17 protein-coding genes are annotated in these 15,528 nt (G+C 70.9%); 14 read left to right on the plus strand and 3 right to left on the minus strand.

The window, feature by feature from the left end; genetic code table 11:
- Positions 1 to 47 precede the first annotated feature (47 nt).
- Positions 48 to 1,373 carry an Nramp family divalent metal transporter gene (locus tag K7854_RS07030; RefSeq protein WP_226025495.1) on the plus strand — a complete coding sequence of 442 codons (1,326 nt, stop codon included), beginning with the start codon at positions 48 to 50 and terminating at the stop codon, positions 1,371 to 1,373.
- A gap of 64 nt (positions 1,374 to 1,437) precedes the next feature.
- Here the strand turns inward: K7854_RS07030 and K7854_RS07035 are convergent, their stop codons facing one another.
- From K7854_RS07035 to K7854_RS07045, 3 genes are all read right to left on the minus strand, one after another.
- Entirely contained in the window at positions 1,438 to 2,703 is a 1,266-nt protein-coding gene (locus K7854_RS07035; RefSeq protein WP_226025496.1) for a hypothetical protein, read from the minus strand.
- A 95-nt stretch (positions 2,704 to 2,798) separates the two neighbouring features.
- A complete protein-coding gene (locus K7854_RS07040) occupies positions 2,799 to 3,308 on the minus strand; it encodes a SigE family RNA polymerase sigma factor (protein ID WP_189738439.1) in 510 nt (169 codons plus the stop codon).
- A gap of 161 nt (positions 3,309 to 3,469) precedes the next feature.
- Positions 3,470 to 5,179 (minus strand): chitinase, encoded by a 1,710-nt coding sequence (locus K7854_RS07045; RefSeq protein WP_226025497.1) that lies wholly within the window; start codon positions 5,177 to 5,179, stop codon positions 3,470 to 3,472.
- Positions 5,180 to 5,485: 306 nt separating this feature from the next.
- On the opposite strand from K7854_RS07045, the gene K7854_RS07050 reads away from it, so the two are divergent.
- From K7854_RS07050 to K7854_RS07110, 13 genes are all read left to right on the plus strand, one after another.
- Positions 5,486 to 6,454, plus strand: a complete 969-nt coding sequence (locus tag K7854_RS07050; protein ID WP_226025498.1) for a hypothetical protein — start codon at positions 5,486 to 5,488, stop codon at positions 6,452 to 6,454.
- 130 nt (positions 6,455 to 6,584) lie between these two features.
- Positions 6,585 to 7,292 (plus strand): Flp pilus assembly protein CpaB, encoded by a 708-nt coding sequence (cpaB, locus tag K7854_RS07055; protein ID WP_226025499.1) that lies wholly within the window; start codon positions 6,585 to 6,587, stop codon positions 7,290 to 7,292.
- A gap of 7 nt (positions 7,293 to 7,299) precedes the next feature.
- A complete protein-coding gene (locus K7854_RS07060; RefSeq protein ID WP_226025500.1) occupies positions 7,300 to 8,565 on the plus strand; it encodes a CpaE/TadZ family protein in 1,266 nt (421 codons plus the stop codon).
- On the plus strand, positions 8,562 to 8,957 hold the full coding sequence (locus K7854_RS07065; RefSeq protein WP_226025501.1) for a TadE/TadG family type IV pilus assembly protein: 396 nt from the start codon (positions 8,562 to 8,564) through the stop codon (positions 8,955 to 8,957). Before K7854_RS07060 ends, K7854_RS07065 begins: the two co-directional genes overlap by 4 nt.
- 31 nt (positions 8,958 to 8,988) lie before the next feature.
- The gene (locus tag K7854_RS07070) at positions 8,989 to 9,384 is read left to right on the plus strand and encodes a TadE/TadG family type IV pilus assembly protein (protein ID WP_226025621.1); all 396 of its coding nucleotides are present in this window, start codon (positions 8,989 to 8,991) and stop codon (positions 9,382 to 9,384) included.
- An 18-nt stretch (positions 9,385 to 9,402) separates the two neighbouring features.
- Positions 9,403 to 10,740: a TadA family conjugal transfer-associated ATPase gene (locus K7854_RS07075; protein ID WP_226025502.1), complete on the plus strand. Its 1,338-nt coding sequence runs from the start codon at positions 9,403 to 9,405 to the stop codon at positions 10,738 to 10,740.
- 9 nt (positions 10,741 to 10,749) lie between these two features.
- Positions 10,750 to 11,700, plus strand: a complete 951-nt coding sequence (locus K7854_RS07080) for a type II secretion system F family protein (RefSeq protein WP_372481005.1) — start codon at positions 10,750 to 10,752, stop codon at positions 11,698 to 11,700.
- Positions 11,701 to 11,718: 18 nt separating this feature from the next.
- The gene (locus K7854_RS07085; protein ID WP_226025503.1) at positions 11,719 to 12,621 is read left to right on the plus strand and encodes a DUF5936 domain-containing protein; all 903 of its coding nucleotides are present in this window, start codon (positions 11,719 to 11,721) and stop codon (positions 12,619 to 12,621) included.
- Positions 12,622 to 12,917: 296 nt separating this feature from the next.
- The gene (locus tag K7854_RS07090; protein ID WP_226025504.1) at positions 12,918 to 13,118 is read left to right on the plus strand and encodes a Flp family type IVb pilin; all 201 of its coding nucleotides are present in this window, start codon (positions 12,918 to 12,920) and stop codon (positions 13,116 to 13,118) included.
- Entirely contained in the window at positions 13,115 to 13,726 is a 612-nt protein-coding gene (locus K7854_RS07095; protein ID WP_226025505.1) for a pilus assembly protein TadG-related protein, read from the plus strand. The genes K7854_RS07090 and K7854_RS07095 overlap by 4 nt, the downstream gene beginning before the upstream one ends.
- Before the next feature lie 16 nt (positions 13,727 to 13,742).
- Complete coding sequence (locus tag K7854_RS07100) at positions 13,743 to 14,315, plus strand: hypothetical protein (RefSeq protein ID WP_226025506.1); 573 nt, start codon at positions 13,743 to 13,745, stop codon at positions 14,313 to 14,315.
- A gap of 8 nt (positions 14,316 to 14,323) precedes the next feature.
- A complete protein-coding gene (locus tag K7854_RS07105; protein WP_226025507.1) occupies positions 14,324 to 14,944 on the plus strand; it encodes an OmpA family protein in 621 nt (206 codons plus the stop codon).
- Between the two features lie 6 nt (positions 14,945 to 14,950).
- Positions 14,951 to 15,520 (plus strand): hypothetical protein, encoded by a 570-nt coding sequence (locus K7854_RS07110; RefSeq protein WP_226025508.1) that lies wholly within the window; start codon positions 14,951 to 14,953, stop codon positions 15,518 to 15,520.
- Positions 15,521 to 15,528 lie beyond the last annotated feature (8 nt).

Raw genomic sequence — 15,528 nt, forward strand, 5'->3', positions numbered from 1 at the left:
TGCACACCCTCTTGTGGCACCGGCGACCATGGGCTTTCTTGACCTCCATGGCGGACACCACGGGCAACACCTCAGCGGCAGGCGTATCCGGCGGGGCGGCCCCGGCCCCCCGTAAGTCCAGTTGGCGCTACATCGGCCCCGGCATCGTCGTGGCGGCGACCGGTGTGGGCGCCGGCGACCTCGTGGCCACTCTGATCGCGGGCAGCAACTTCGGCTACACCCTGCTGTGGGCCGCGATCATCGGCTGTCTGGTGAAGATCTCCCTCGCCGAGGCGTGCGGCCGCTGGCACCTGGCCACCGGCCGCACCCTCTTCGACGGCTGGGCGAGCATCGGCCCCTGGACCACGTGGTTCTTCGCGATCTACGCCGTGATCTGGGGCTTCGTCTACGGCGCCGCGGCGATGTCGTCCAGCGCCCTCCCCCTCCAGGCGCTCTTCCCGGACGTGATGGGCCTGGAATGGTGGGGCATCGCCTGCGGCCTGGTGGGCCTGGTCTTCGTCTGGTTCAACAAGTACAACGTCTTCGAGAAGGTCATGACCGTCCTGGTGGGCGTCATGTTCGTCGTGACCGTCTACCTGGCGATCCGCGTCACGCCGAACCTGGGCGACGCCTTCGCCGGACTCCTGCCCGTCCTCCCGGACGAGAAGGACTCCGTCCTCAACACCCTGGGCCTGATCGGCGGCGTGGGCGGCACCATCACGCTGGCCGCGTACGGCTACTGGGTCAACGCCAAGGGCTGGACCAACACCGGCTGGATGAAGGTCATGCGCCTGGACAACCGGGTCGCGTACGCCACCACCGGCATCTTCGTCGTCGCGATGCTCTTCGTCGGCGCCGAACTGCTCCACTCGGCGGGCATCGCGATCGCGAGCGGCGACAAGGGCCTGATCCAGCTCGGCGACATCCTGGAGCAGGAGTACGGCACGGCGACCGGCAAGCTCTTCCTGGTCGGCTTCTTCGCCACCAGCTTCACCTCGCTGATCGGCGTCTGGCACGGCGTGAGCCTGATGTTCGCCGACTTCCTGGCCCGCCGCCGGGGCGAGCGCGAGGCGCGGGGTGACGAGTTGGCCTCGGGCCGCCGCGAACGCTCCTGGGCCTTCCGCGCCTACCTGCTCTGGCTCACCTTCCCGCCCATCGTCCTGCTCTTCCAGGACGAGCCCTTCCGCCTGATCATCATCTACGGCGTCCTGGGCGCCGCCTTCATGCCCTTCCTCGCCCTCACCCTGATGTGGCTCCTGAACTCCTCCCGCACCCCGCGCGAGTGGCGCAACGGCAGCCTCAGCAACGGCATGCTGGCCGTCGCCGGACTGCTGTTCCTCGTCCTGTGCGTGAAGCAGATCTGGGACCAGCCGTGGTCGGAGTTCTTCTCGTAGGCGGGTCCGAACAGCCGTCGCCCGCCGCCCGAACGGCGGCGGCGCTCCTCGACCACGTGGCGGACTACCGCAACCGGTCCCACTCCGTGCTGAGCGCGATCTTCCGCAGCTGCTCCATGGTCAGCGCGGGGGCGTCGCGGGTGGCGTCCTTGTTCTGGTCGCCGGTGTTGAAGGCGCTGATCACCACGCGGAAGCCCGCCGGTCCGGGGCGCAGCGTGTCCACCGTCCACATCAGCACGCCGGAACCGGCCTTCTCGCCGGGCTCCTGCCGGGTGACGATACGCGTGCCGTCGGGCAGGATCTCCCCGCCGGCGTACGCCTGCCCGGCGCCGTCGGCCATGCCGTACTGGACGTTGACCTGGAGGAGGCTGCGGCCCCGCCCGTCGTCCACGACGAGGTAGGCGTACTCGGACTCCTGCCCGCCGCGCGTGACGACGCCCAAGCCCTCGGGGAGCAGCCCGGCGAGCGTGTCGCCGACCGACTTCCCGGAGACCTCGGGCCGCTCGGTGCGGGGCGCCGTCGACCGCGGCGGCTTCGGGCTCTTGGGGATGGCGTCGACCACCTCGCGCCACACCCCGGCGGTGACGAGCTCCCGCAGCCGCTCGGTGGACAGCGGCGGCTCGTCACGGCTGACCGGTGCGTCCTTCTCGGCGGGGGAGTTCCACTCGGAGACGCTGACGTGCTGTCCGTCGGCGGTGACGAGGTCGGCGGTCCAGAGCTTGGTGTCCACGCGCAGGTCCGGATACTCGTAGCCCTGGTACAGCCTGAGCGTCGAGCCGTCGGGGAGCCGGTCGGAGGTGCAGTCGTCGTACGGCGTGACGTTGTGGTCGGGGCACGCCGTCAGCTCCCGCACCTGGGCGCTCCCCGGCTCCACCCGCGCGAAGCCCATGCCGATGGCGGCGGCCCCGGCCCCGTCGTCGTACACGAGCCGCGCGGCCGGACCCAGCTGGTGGTCCGAGGCCCGGGCCGACTCCTCGCCGTAGGTCCCGCGGGGCAGCAGGCCCTTGAGTTCGCGCAGCAGGTCGTCGCCGGTGAAGACGGTCGCGGCGGCGGTCGCGGTGCTCTTCGGGGTGCCGGCGGAGGCGGCGCCGGCCCGGTCGTGGCCGGCCGGGTCGTCCGCCGGGAGGACGAGCGCACCGCCCACCCCGGCCAGGGCGACCCCGGCGACCCCGCCCACCACGGCCGTCCGGCGCCGCAGCAGGGCCCGCCGCCCCCGGACCCGCCCGGCGGAGACGAGGGCCGCGCGATCGGCCTGGAAGTCGTCACCCGCGTCGCGCAGGGCGGCGGACAGACGGTCCTCGAAGGGGTCGGGACGATCGGTTCCGAGCATGGCGAACCACCCTTTCCACAAATGAGTCTGAGATGAACTGTCGACAGCGGCGGACGGACGGTCGGCGGTCCGGGGCCGGGCCGGGCAGGCGCCGACTAGGGTCTGGCGTACTCCGAGAGGTCCTCGCCCAGCAGGTCCCGCAGCCGGCCGAGCGCCCGCGAGCACCGGGTGCGCACCGCCGCCGAACTGACGCCGAGCACGTCGGCGGTCTGCTCGACGGAGCGGTCGTCCCAGTAGCGCAGGACGACGACGGCCCGGTCCTTGGCGGGCAGCCGCGCGAGCGCGTCCAGCAGCGTCAGGCGCAAGGACGCGTCCCCGTCACCGGCGCCGGGCAGATCGGGGAAGACGTCGGTCGCCCGCTCCCCGCTGCTGCGCCGCCGCTGATGGGCGAGGAAGGCGCGGGTGAGCACGGTCTGCGCGTACGCGGCCGGGTTCTCCGCCCGCGACACCCGCCCCCACCGCACGTAGAGCCGCCCGAAGGTCTCCTGCACGAGATCCTCGGCCAGATGCGTGTCCCCGGCGGTGAGCAGACACGCGGACCGGTACAGGTGCCCGGCCCGCGCCACCGCGAACTCGGCGTACTCGTCCGCCCGCCCCTGCCTCATCTACACGCTCCCCCGAAGCCACCGCCGCCGTGTACCGCCTACACCTCATTGATGCGGTGGGCCCCCGGAAATGTTTCACAGCGACGGCGACCCCCGTCCGCGAGGCAGCGGGCGGGGGCCGGGTCGGCAGGGGCGTTCAGGGTGTGCCGGGGCGGTCGGAGTTACGGCAGTGCGTGGACGTGGGCGCCCACCGCGCTGGACCAGGCGTTGCCCGCCGTCGCGTCCCAGTTGGTGGACCAGGTCATCGCGCCGCGCAGGTCGGGGTAGGTCCTGGACGGCTTGAAGGAGCCGCAGTTGGTCGCCTTGGTGAGGCAGTCCAGGGCGGCGTTGACCACCGACGGGGCGACGTAGCCGCCGCCCGCCGCGCGGGTGGAGGCCGGCAGGCCGAGGCCGACCTGGGACGGGTCGAGGCCGCCCTCCAGCTGGATGCAGGCCAGGGCGGTGAGGAAGTCGACCGTGCCCTGCGCGTACACCTTGCCGTCGCAGCCCAGCATCGTGCCGCTGTTGTAGTACTGCATGTTGACGACCGTGAGGATGTCCTTCACGTTCAGGGCCGTCTGGAAGTAGCCGCCCTGCGTCGACTGCATGTCGATGGTCTGCGGGGCCATGGTGAGGATCATGTCCGGGCCGGCCTTCGCCGACAGGGCGCGCAGGGCCTGGGTCATGTACGTCGGGTTGATCCCGTTCTCCAGGTCGATGTCGACACCGTCGAAGCCGTACTCCTGCATGAGGGAGTAGACCGAGTTGGCGAAGTTCGTCGCGGAGGAGGCACTGTTCACCGAGACGGTGCCCTTCTCGCCGCCCACCGAGATGATGACCTTCTTGCCCGCGGCCTTCTTGGCGCGGACGTCCGCCTTGAACTGGTCGACGGTGTAGCCGCCGAGCCCGGCCGAGTCGAGGTTGAAGGTCACGGCGCCCGGCGTCGTGGTCGCGTCGGCGAAGGCCACCGCGATGATGTCGTACGCGGACGGCACGTCGGAGATCTTCTGGACCGTGGCCCCGTTGTTGAAGTTCTGCCAGTAGCCGGTCACCGCGTGCTTGGGCAGGTCGCTCTCGTTGCCGCCGTCGTCCGGCGCCGTGGTGCGGGCCGTGACCGCTGCAGACTTCACCGACTCACCGGCCGCGTTCGTCGCCGTGACCTGGAAGGAGTACGAGGTCGAGGCGGCGAGGCCGGTCACCGTCGCCGACGTGCCGGTCACCGCGGTGACCTTCGTGCCGTCGCGGTAGACGTTGTAGCCGGTGGCGCCCGAGACCGTGTTCCAGGTGAGGGAGGCGGAGTTCGGCGTCGTGCCGGAGACGCTCAGACCGGCCGGGGCGGACGGCACCGTGGGGTCGGGGTCTCCGTCGCCGCCACCGCCGTCGGGGCCGAAGACGGACAGGTCGTCGACGTAGTACGCCGACTGCCCGTACCAGCCGTGGGTGTACACCGTCACGGAGGTCGTCGAGGAGCCGGTGGTGAAGGTCGTCTTGAGCTGCTGCCAGGAGGCCGCGGCCGGGGTCCAGGTCGACACGTCCGTGGTGCCCGTGCCCGTCACGCCCAGGTAGGTGTAGCCGCCCTGCACCCACGCGCTCAGCGAGTACGTCGAGTTGGGCCGCACCGCGACGCTCTGCGCACAGCGTGCGTTGTCCTGCCCCGCCGGGGTGGCCTTGAGCGCGGCGGAGCCCGCGTGCACCGGGGAGGAGACGGTGGCGCCGCTGTTGGCCGAGCAGGTCCAGTTGCTCAGGCCGGACTCGAAACCGGCGTTCTTGGCGTTGTTGACGTCCGCGGCCGACGCGGGGCCGACGGCCGTGAACGCGAGGGCCAGGGCGGCGGTGACGGCGCCCGTCAAGGAGCCGAGACGTCTGCCGCGCCGTCTGCTTACGGGGTCCACTGCTGCCTCCGGGGGTGGGGTGGGGCGGAATGGGGGACGGTGGCCACCGCTGACGTACAAGGTGGTCCAGACCAATTGAAGGTGTCAAGGGGTAGGTACGGACCAACTTCGCGGCCGGGGCGCGGCGGTCGACTCGCTCTGGAAAATGCTCAACCTGCCCCGTTTTGGCGCACCTTGTGCAACGCAAGTTGTTCCAGAGCTACAGAAACGCTGTTCTCCGGTCACAGACGCGTGGATACAGTGCTCACGTAGTCACGCAGTGAAGTCATCCGGGTGTGCCGGAGTAACACCGGCGGACCGACGGGCATGGGAGACGGGGAGCCGCGCGTGCCAACTGCCATTGCCGTGACCAGTGCCGACATGGCACTGCCGCCGCAGGACGAACGGACGCTGCCCGCGGCCGTGCTCCAGGACGTCGACCGGCGCCCCCTGGAACACGTGCTGGCCGAGCTGCAGACGCTGGTCGACCAGCACGGACACGTGATCGTGGTGTGCTCCGAGGCCGTCCCGGCGAGCGTGGAACGGCGCCTGCACACCGTCCGCGCCCTCCTGGAGACCGACCGCATCGCGCTGTTCCGGCCGCCCCTGCCACCGCTCGGCATCGCCGTACTCGCCCGCCAGTTGCGCCAGCTGGCCTCCTGCGACCTCGCCCCCGGCGTCCTCGCCTCCGCCGGCCGGCTGCTCACCCACTACGTCCACGCCGGCGCCCTGCTCGGCTCCGTCGCCCGGCTCGACCACGTCCCCGTGGACCTGAAGGCGCACGCCAGGTCCTGGGTGCCCGGCAGCCAGTTCGGCGTCGTCGCCCACCCCGTGCCGCAGCTGGTGCGCATCGGCCCCGAAGCGGCCCTGGCCGGACCGGAGTTCGGCACCTGCCTGCTGGTCGCCAAGGGGCAGCTCGCGTCCGACTGGGTCACCGGCACCCTCGCCCCGTCCTGGCGCGTGCAGGGGTTGCGCGAGACGGCGCTGCCCGCCGAGTCCGCCGCCTGGTGGGGCACGGGCCGGCTGACCGAGTTCTGCGCGTACCTCCCCGACCTCTCCGTCCTCTACCAACTCGTCACCTCCGTACGGCGAAGCGCCTGCCACTGGTGCGGCATCGACGTCATCGGCGACCGCTGCGTGTTCTGCTCCGCGACAGCGCCGCTCTACGGCGACGGTGGAGGCGGAGCGGGAGGAGGCGGGGGAGGGGGCGCAGCCCCGGCCCGCGAGCGCGCGCTGGGCCACCGCCGCGACCCCGCCCTGGGCCGCCGTCGTGAGAGACGGGCCCTGACTGGGTAGGTCGGTACCGCTCCACCCGTCAGCCCCGATCAGCCCCCTGTCCGCCGATCAGCCCCCGCCGGCCCCCTCCGGCTGTCAGCCCCCCGTCCGCCCGGACGTCCGACCACCCCCCGATGAGGTTGCACGGCCCATGAACTCCCGTCAGCGCCGCGGCATCGTCCTGCTCGTCGTCTCGGTCCTGTGCGCCCTCGGCGCCTTCGCCGGCGTGCTGTCCGTCATCAACGACGTCAAGTCCAAGGTCGGCCCCGAGGTGACCGCGTACCGGCTGAAGAGCGACATCGAGCCCTACACGGAGCTGGGCGCGGCACAGTTCGAGAAGATCGAGATGCCCGAGCGCTGGCTGTCCGAGAACGCCGTCACCGACCTGTCCCAGGTCCGCGGCAAGATAGCCGTGACCAGGCTGAAGGCCGGCTCGCTGCTCCAGAGCGACATGATCGTCGACACGCCCGCCCTGCGGCCCGGACAGCAGGAGGTCGCCATCATGATCGACGCGGCGACCGGCGTCGCCGGGAAGATCACCCCGGGCTCCACCGTCAACGTGTACGCCACCTTCGAGGGCGCGCGCGAGGGCGACCCCGACCAGTCGAAGATCATCGTGACCGGCGCCGAGGTCATCGACGTCGGCGAACTCACCTCGCTGGAACCCGACGAGGACAGCCGCGACCGCGAACCCACCGACGCCGTCCCCATCACCTTCGCCCTGTCCACCATCGACGCCCAGCGCATCACCTACGCCGAGTCGTTCGCCCGGCGCGTCCGGCTCGCGCTGGTGGCCCCCGGCGGCGACACCACGGTCCCCGACAAGGACCGGACGTACGAACTCGCGAAGGACAAGTGAGAGCCGCATGGCCACGAGGATCCTCCCGGCAGTCGGCGACCCGGACGCCGTACGGTCCCTCACGTCGCTGCTCAGCCAGCTGCCGGACGCCGAACCGGTCGCCCCGGTCGCCGACTCCACCCAGCTCGTCGACACCCTCGCCCGGCTCGCCGCCGAGTCGGTGGACGAACTGCCCGAGGTCGTCGTCGTCCACGAGCGCATCGGACCGGTCCCGGCCCTGGAGCTGATCCGCGAGGTCGCCCTCCGCTTCCCGGCCGTCGGCGTCATCCTCGTCACCTCCGACCCCGGCCCCGGCCTCTTCCAGGCCGCCATGGACTACGGCGCCCGGGGCCTGGTCGCCCTGCCGCTCGGGTACGAGGAACTCGCCAGCCGCGTCCAGGCGGTGGCCCAGTGGTCGGTGGGCGTACGCCGGCACCTCGGCGGCGCCGTCGACGTGTTCACCGGAGCGGGCGGCACCGTCGTCACCGTCAGCGGCGCCAAGGGCGGCGTGGGCGCCACCCTGACCGCCGTCCAACTCGCCCTGGCGGCACAGGCGTCCGGCCGGTCCACGGCCCTGCTCGACATGGACCTGCAGACCGGCGACGTCGCCTCCTACCTGGACGTCCAGTTCCGCCGCTCCGTGGCCGACCTGGCCGCCATCACCGACCTCTCCCCGCGCGTCCTGGCCGACGCCGTCTTCCGCCACGACAGCGGGCTGGCCCTGCTGCTCGCCCCCGGCGAGGGCGAACGCGGCGAGGAGGTCACCGACCGCGCCGCCCGCCAGATCGTCGCCGCCCTGCGCTCCCGGTACGAGGTGGTCGTCGTCGACTGCGGCGCCCAGCTCGGCGGGGCCGGCGCGGCCGCCGTGGAGAGCGCCGACACGGCGCTGCTGGTCACCACCCCGGACGTGGTCGCCGTACGGGGCGCCAAGCGGGCGGTGCGGATGTGGGAGCGGCTGCAGATCCGCAAGGCGCAGGAGACGACCGTGGTCGTCAACCGGCACACGCGGGGTACGGAGATCCAGCCGCCGCTGATCCAGAAGATCACCGGCACGGCGATCGCCGCCACCACGGTCCCCGCGGCCTTCAAGGAACTCCAGGGCGCCGTGGACGCGGGCCGCGTCCACGAACTGGACGCCAGGAGCACCGTGAAGCAGGCCCTGTGGACCCTGGCGGGCGAACTGGGCCTGGCGGGCCTGCCCGAGGGGGGCCGCAGGGGCCACGGGCGCTTCCGCGGCGAACGGGGCGACCGGGGCGCGGCCGGCTTCCGGCGGCGGAAGGACGGTGCCGGGTGAGCGGGTTACGCGGGCGGGACCGTGCCCGGGACGACGGCCAGGTCACCATCGAGTTCCTCGGTATGACGCCGGTGATCGTCGCGACGCTGGTGGTGCTGTGGCAGCTCGTGCTCGTGGGATACACGTACACGCTCGCGGGGAATGCTGCGGACGAGGCGGTACGGGCGGCGACGGCCGCCGATCGCGGGGCGCGGCAGGGCGCCTGCCAGGAGGCGGGCCTGGACAAGCTGCCGGGCTCGTGGGAGGGAGGTGCCCGGGTGGACTGCGGCACCGCGGGCGGCTACGTCACCGCCGACGTGCACATCGAGGTCCCCCTCCTCTTCCCCGGCACCCTCAGCGTCCCGTTCACCGTGCACGGTCACGCCGGGGCCGTGGAAGAGGAGGACGACTGAGATGCCGTACTCCCGCAGGACGACGACGCAGATGCCGTACTCCCGCAGCAAGCCGGCCGGGATGCCGTACGCCGGTGGGCGACGGCCGAGGGACCGGGGCCAGGTGGCCATCGAGTACCTCGGCTTCCTCCCGATCCTGGTCCTCGTGGGCATGGCCGTCGTACAGCTCGGCCTGATCGCGTACACCGCCCAGCAGGCCGGTACGGCGGCCCGCGCGGGGGCGCGCAGCGCCTCGCTCCAGGAGAGCGCCCAGGCGGCGTGCGCGGCGGCCGTCAGCAGCTGGCTGGCGGACGGCACGAGCTGCCCCGGGCCGTCCTACGGCGGCGACGAGGTGACGGTCACCGCCACCGTCGAGATCCCGTCGATCGTGCCCGGGTGGGACTTCGACCCGGCCCGCAAGACCGCCACCATGCCGCTGGACCACTGACCGAGGAGCCGAGGACGCATGAGCCTGCGCGCACGCATCCACTCCCCCGAGGAGCACGGCAGCCGGGGCGAGGACGGACACCTGGTCGCCTCCTACCGGGCCAAGCTCCTGGAGGAGATCGACCTCGCCGAGATGAGCGCGCTGGCGACGGCCGAGCGGCGGGCCCGCCTGGAGCGGGTCCTCGGGCACATCATCAGCCGCGAGGGCCCGGTCCTGTCGACGGTCGAACGCTCCCAGCTGATCCGCCGGGTCGTCGACGAGGCCCTCGGCCTCGGCATCCTGGAACCGCTCCTGGAGGACGCCTCGATCACGGAGATCATGGTCAACGGCCCCGACGCGATCTTCGTCGAACGGGCGGGCCGGGTGGAGAAGCTGCCCCTGCGCTTCGCCTCCCACGACCAGCTGATGCAGACCATCGAGCGCATCGTCTCCACGGTCAACCGCCGGGTGGACGAGTCGAACCCGATGGTCGACGCCCGCCTCCCCTCCGGCGAGCGCGTGAACGTCATCATCCCCCCGCTCTCCCTCACCGGCGCCACCCTCACCATCCGCCGCTTCCCGCGCTCCTTCACCCTCCACGAACTGCTCGGCCTGGGCTCGCTCGACGAGAACATGCTCTATCTGCTGGCCGCTCTCGTGCAGGCCCGCTTCAACATCATCGTCTCGGGCGCCACCGGCACCGGGAAGACCACGCTCCTCAACGCCCTCTCCGGCCTGATCCCCGAGTCCGACCGCATCATCACCATCGAGGACTCGGCCGAACTCCAGCTCCAGCAGGCGCACGTCATCCGTCTGGAGGCCCGCCCCCCGAACGTCGAGGGCCAGGGCCGGGTCACGATCCGCGACCTGGTCCGCAACTCGCTGCGCATGCGCCCCGACCGGATCGTCGTCGGCGAGGTCCGCGGCGGCGAGTCCCTGGACATGCTCCAGGCCATGTCCACGGGCCACGACGGCTCGCTGGCCACCGTGCACGCCAACAGCGCCGAGGACGCGCTGATGCGCCTGCAGACGCTGGCCTCGATGTCGGACGTCGAGATCCCCTTCGTGGCCCTGCACGACCAGATCAACAGCTCCGTCGACGTCATCGTCCAGCTCACCCGCTTCGCCGACGGCGCCCGCCGCATCACCGAGATCGCCCTGCTGGCCAGCCACGGCGGGGAGCCGTACCGCCTGGCCACGGTCGCCCGCTTCAACGCCCGCCCGATGACCCCCGACGGCCACGTCCTCGGCGCCTACGAGTACCACCCCCTCCCGCACCGCACCGCCGAGCGCCTCTACATGGCGGGCCAGCCCGTCCCGCAGGCCTTCGGCGTGGCCCGCACACCGGACCAGCTCACCACCCGAGAAGCCAGGTAGGACCGCCCGATGGAACTGGAACTCGACACGCTCGTCACGCTCACCACCGGCATCACCCTGCTGACCTGCGTCCTGGCGGTCGTCGGCCTGCACTCGTACGCCGCCGGGAAGGCCCAGCGCGCGGCCCTGGTCGACCGCCTCACCGCGGCCGGCCGGACACCGGTGACGGGACGCCGGCGCCGTTTCCCGGGACTGGACCGCCGCCTGCGCCGCACCCGACTCGGCCGGAACCTGGAACGCCGCCTGTCGGCGACCGGCCTGGACGTGACCCCCGGCGAGTTCTTCGCCTACATGCTGGCGACGGTCGCGGGCCTGTGGCTGATCGGCCAGGCGGCCCTGGCCCCCTTCTTCGGCCCCCTGGCGGGCCTCCTCGGCATCGGCGTGGCGGTCCAGTTCCTCAACTGGCAACGCCAGAAACGCATCGAGAAGTTCATCAACCAACTCCCCGAACTCGCCCGCATCCTCGCCAACGCCACCCAGGCCGGCCTCGCCCTGCGCACCGCCATCGGCATGGCGGCGGAGGAACTCGAGGCCCCGGCCGGCGAGGAACTCGGCAAGGTGGCCGACCAGCTCGCCATCGGCGCCTCGATGGACGACGCCCTCGGCGAACTCGCCGGCCGCCTCCCCTCCCGCGAACTGGTCGTCCTCGTCACCACCCTCGTGCTCTCCAACCGGGCGGGCGGCCAGGTGGTCGGCGCGCTGCGCAACCTGACGGAGACCCTGGAGGAACGCAAGGAGACCCGGCGCGAGATCCGCACCCAGCTCTCCCAGGTCACGATGACGTCGTACGCCGTCCCCGTCCTGGGCGTCGGCTCGTTGCTCCTGATGAACGGGGTGAAGGACGGCGCCCTGGAACGCATGACGGGCTCCCCGGCCGGCCAGGTCGCGGTGATCACCGCCTTCGCGCTCTACGCCGTCGGCTTCGTCCTCATCCGCCGCATGTCCCGCATCGACGTCTGAGAGGGGGGAGACATCGACATGGGTCTCGAACTGCCCGGCATACTCCTCGCCCTCCTCATGGCCCTGGCCGTCTGGGGCGCCTTCGCCGGCATCCGCATGTACCGGGCCGACGCCAGACTCCCCGACGACCTCGCCCTCGCCCTGGAGGTCGGCGCCACCCGCACCGGCGCGGCGCACTCCCTCATCGACCGCATGGGCATGCGCTACGCCCCCGCCGTACTGCGCCTGATGGGCCCCGCCCTGGTCGCCAGGTACCGCCGCAGGATCGACCTGGCCGGCAACCCCGGCGGCCTCACCATCGACCGCTACGCCGCCCGCCGCGCCGTCTACGGCTTCCTGGGCGCCCTGGGCTTCCTGGTCTTCCTCCTCCGCGGCCAGTACCTGGTGGCCCTGCTGCTCCTGGCCTTCGGCGCGTTCTGGACGGAGGTGGGCATCTGGTCGGCGATCCGCATCCGCAAGGACGTCATCGAGCGCACGCTCCCCGACTTCCTGGACGTGCTTGCGGTGGTGGTCAGCGCGGGCCTGGGCTTCCGCCAGGCCCTGGACCGGGTGTCGACGCGGTACGAGGGCCCCTGGGCGGACGAACTGCGCATCACGCTCCGCCAGATGGACCTGGGCATGAGCCGCCGCGAGGCCTTCACGGAACTGCGCCGACGCAACGACTCCGAACAGGTGGCGATGTTCGTCACGGCGCTCCAGCAGGGCGAGGAACTGGGCGCCCCCATCGTCGACACCCTGGTTTCCCTGGCCAAGGACATGCGCCGCACGGACGCCCAGAACGCCCGCCGCAAGGCCGCCCGCGCGGTCCCCAAGGCCACGCTGATGATCACGACCTTCATGGTCCCGGCCACGATGATCCTCCTCGGCGCGGGCCTGATCCTGGGCTCGGGGACGGACTTCGGCACGATCACGGGCGAGTAGGGAGGAGCAACGCGTAAACGAAAACAGTGCGACTGCACATACGCCATCAACGTCAACAACCGATGAAACCGAGCCCAGTAGGACCCATTCTGCGCAATACCTTTCGCACATGCAATCAGCTGTGGGACAGTCGTTGCCTGGTACTCCCGACAGGCCGAGGTCCCAACCGAGCGCAAGGGAGGTGGCGATCGTGGACGACGACGTGACGTCCGGCATGACCAGCCAGCAGATCACCGCCGCCCACCCGCACGTTCCGCACGAGGAACGCGGCTCCGCCCACCCTGGAGGGGAACACCATGACCAACTGGCTTCACACCATCGCCGCCTACCTGCACACCCACACCACCACCCGCAACGACAAGGGCCAGACGGCGGTGGAGTACCTGGGCATCATCGCGGTGGTGGTGGCCATCGTCCTGGCCATCACGGGGACGGACATCGGGCAGACGATCTTCGATGCGATCACGTCGAAGATCGCCGAAGTCACCGGTGGTTGAGCCGACCCAGTCATTTCGGCGACGCAGGGCAGGCCTTCCCCATCTACATCACCGTGGTGGGGGGCCTGCTTCTTCTGGCGCTCGCGTACTTGGCGGTCGGCCAGGCCGGAGCGACTCGGAACAAGGCTCAAACTGCTGCGGATGCGGCCGCGCTCGCTGCGGCTCTCGAAACGCGAGATCAGCTTGTCGATCAGTGGGTCACGAACATACTCGACCCGGAATCCTGGCAAGCCATCTTCGAGGGCAAAGCGCCCGTAACCGACGCCTGCTGGCGCGCTCAGCAGCTCGCTGCACGCAACGACGCGAGCGTAACCTGCCGTCCCGAAGGCTTGCTGGCATACACCGTTGTCGCCGAGACCAATGATTCCGTAGGCGACACCATCGTGCCGGGAACGGAGACTCAGAAGGCCACCGAGTCCGCCACCGCCGTCATCGACAGCCGTTGCTCGTTCGAACTCTCCTCCGAGAACGATGACGGAGCCGAACTGCCCAGTCTGTCGTGCAAGGGCACGCAATGGGATCTCACACCGGATGACCTCACGGATCTACCGCAGCCCGAGGATCTGTTCGACGTCCACCTGGCCGACTCACCAGCGGGTGACGAGTGATGAAGGAAACGAAGACATGAGCATGCGGACCTCAACCCGCAGAGCGACGCTCTCACTGAGCGTTCTCCTCAGCCTGGCCATCGGTGCGGTCGGCTGCAGTAGCGGCGGCGACGACGAGAAACCCAAGGCGGCGGCATCGGCGTCGACTGCGGAGGGGTCCGAACCGAGCGCTCAGGAAGGCAGCGCAGAAGAGCCTTTGGCCGAACTGCGAGGAAGTAATGGTTTGCTGCTGCGGATTACCTCCGCCGAACGCGACTCCGGCGGTTTCGTGACTGTGAACGGCGAGCTGAAGAACGAAGGTGACAAAAGTGTGGCGATTCCATCGGGTCTGAGCGGCAACGAGACGGAGATCATCAAGAACGGCCGGTCGCTCGGCGGAGCCACCTTGGTCGACTCCAAGAGCAAGAAGCGGTATTACGTCCTGCGCGACACAGAGGGCCGCCCGTTGACGACCACCGGCCTCTCAACCATCAAGGCCGGTGATCGACTAGCCGTGTTCATGCAGTTTCCGTCACCCCCGGCGGCCACGACCGAGGTCACCTTCCAACTACCGACCTTCGCCAGCGCGACCATCTCCATCTCCGGGTGAGGCACACCATGACCTCACCCCCGCGCCTGCTGACCGCAGTCACCCTCTTCCTCGCCACGACCCTGTACGGCACCACCCCCGCCCACGCCGACGACGACCCCAACGACCCCCCGGGCACCGAACCCTCCGCCTCCGCCCCCGTGGAGGTGGACCCCAACGACCCCGACCTGAAGCTCCCGGACGGGGCCACGCTCGCCCAGGCGAAGGTTCTGGACATCAAGTCGGTCGTGGAAGAGCAGAGCGGCGACGAACGCCGCGAGGACACCAACACGAGCGTCACACTCGCCCTCCAGGCCGAGGTGCTGTTCGGCAAGGACAGCTCCAAGCTCGGCGCCGAGGCCAAGTCCCGCATCAGAGGCATCGCCGACGAGATCAGAACCCAGAACGCCACAAGGGTCCGCGTCTTCGGCTTCACCGACGACCTCGGCTCCTCCGCCCACGGCGACGCGCTCTCCAAGCGGCGTGCCAACGCCGTGCACGACGTCCTGTCCCAGTCCCTCAACGACGCCGGCATCACCTACGAGGTCCGCGGCTACGGCGAGCAGTACCCGATCGCCGACAACTCCACGGAGGCCGGCCGCAAGAAGAACCGCAGGGTCGAGGTCTCCTTCCCCCGCACGGAACCCTGACCCGTCATGAGGAAGCGAATGCACCCCCGCTCACGAACCACCCGCACCACCCGCACCGCCCTGATGGCCCTCGCGGCACTGACCGCCCTCACGACGACCGCGTGCAGCAGCACCCACGAAACGGACGACGAGCCGCCCCGAACCCCCCGGACCCACCCCACGACATCCCGCCCCGCAGCCGAACCCGCGTCCCCCTCACCTTCCCCCTCGCCCACCTCCGCGGCAGCGGACGGCACCGACCCCGGCGCCTGCACCGACGGCAACTGCGAGATCGCCGTGACCGAGCCCGTGACCGTCCGCTTCCAGGCACCGGGCGACGCCGGCCGGGCAACGTTGTCGGTGACGAAGGTCGGCCCGAACGAGATCGAGTACGAGGTGAAGTCCGGCAACAACCGCTCCAGCGGCGGCGCGAGCGGCCCGGGCCAAGGCTGCGTCACGTACCTCCGCGCACACGGCAGCGGCAACTCCTGCGGCACCCTCGCGCCCACCCGCCCGAGCCCGCAGCCCGACGCCGTGGTGATCCAGGCGACCACGGCCACGGACGGCACGGCACTGCTCCACATCGTCTCGCCCTGAGGAAGGCC

This window comes from Streptomyces hyderabadensis (assembly GCF_020404845.1).
In the GTDB taxonomy this organism is placed as follows: Bacteria; Actinomycetota; Actinomycetes; order Streptomycetales; family Streptomycetaceae; genus Streptomyces; species Streptomyces hyderabadensis.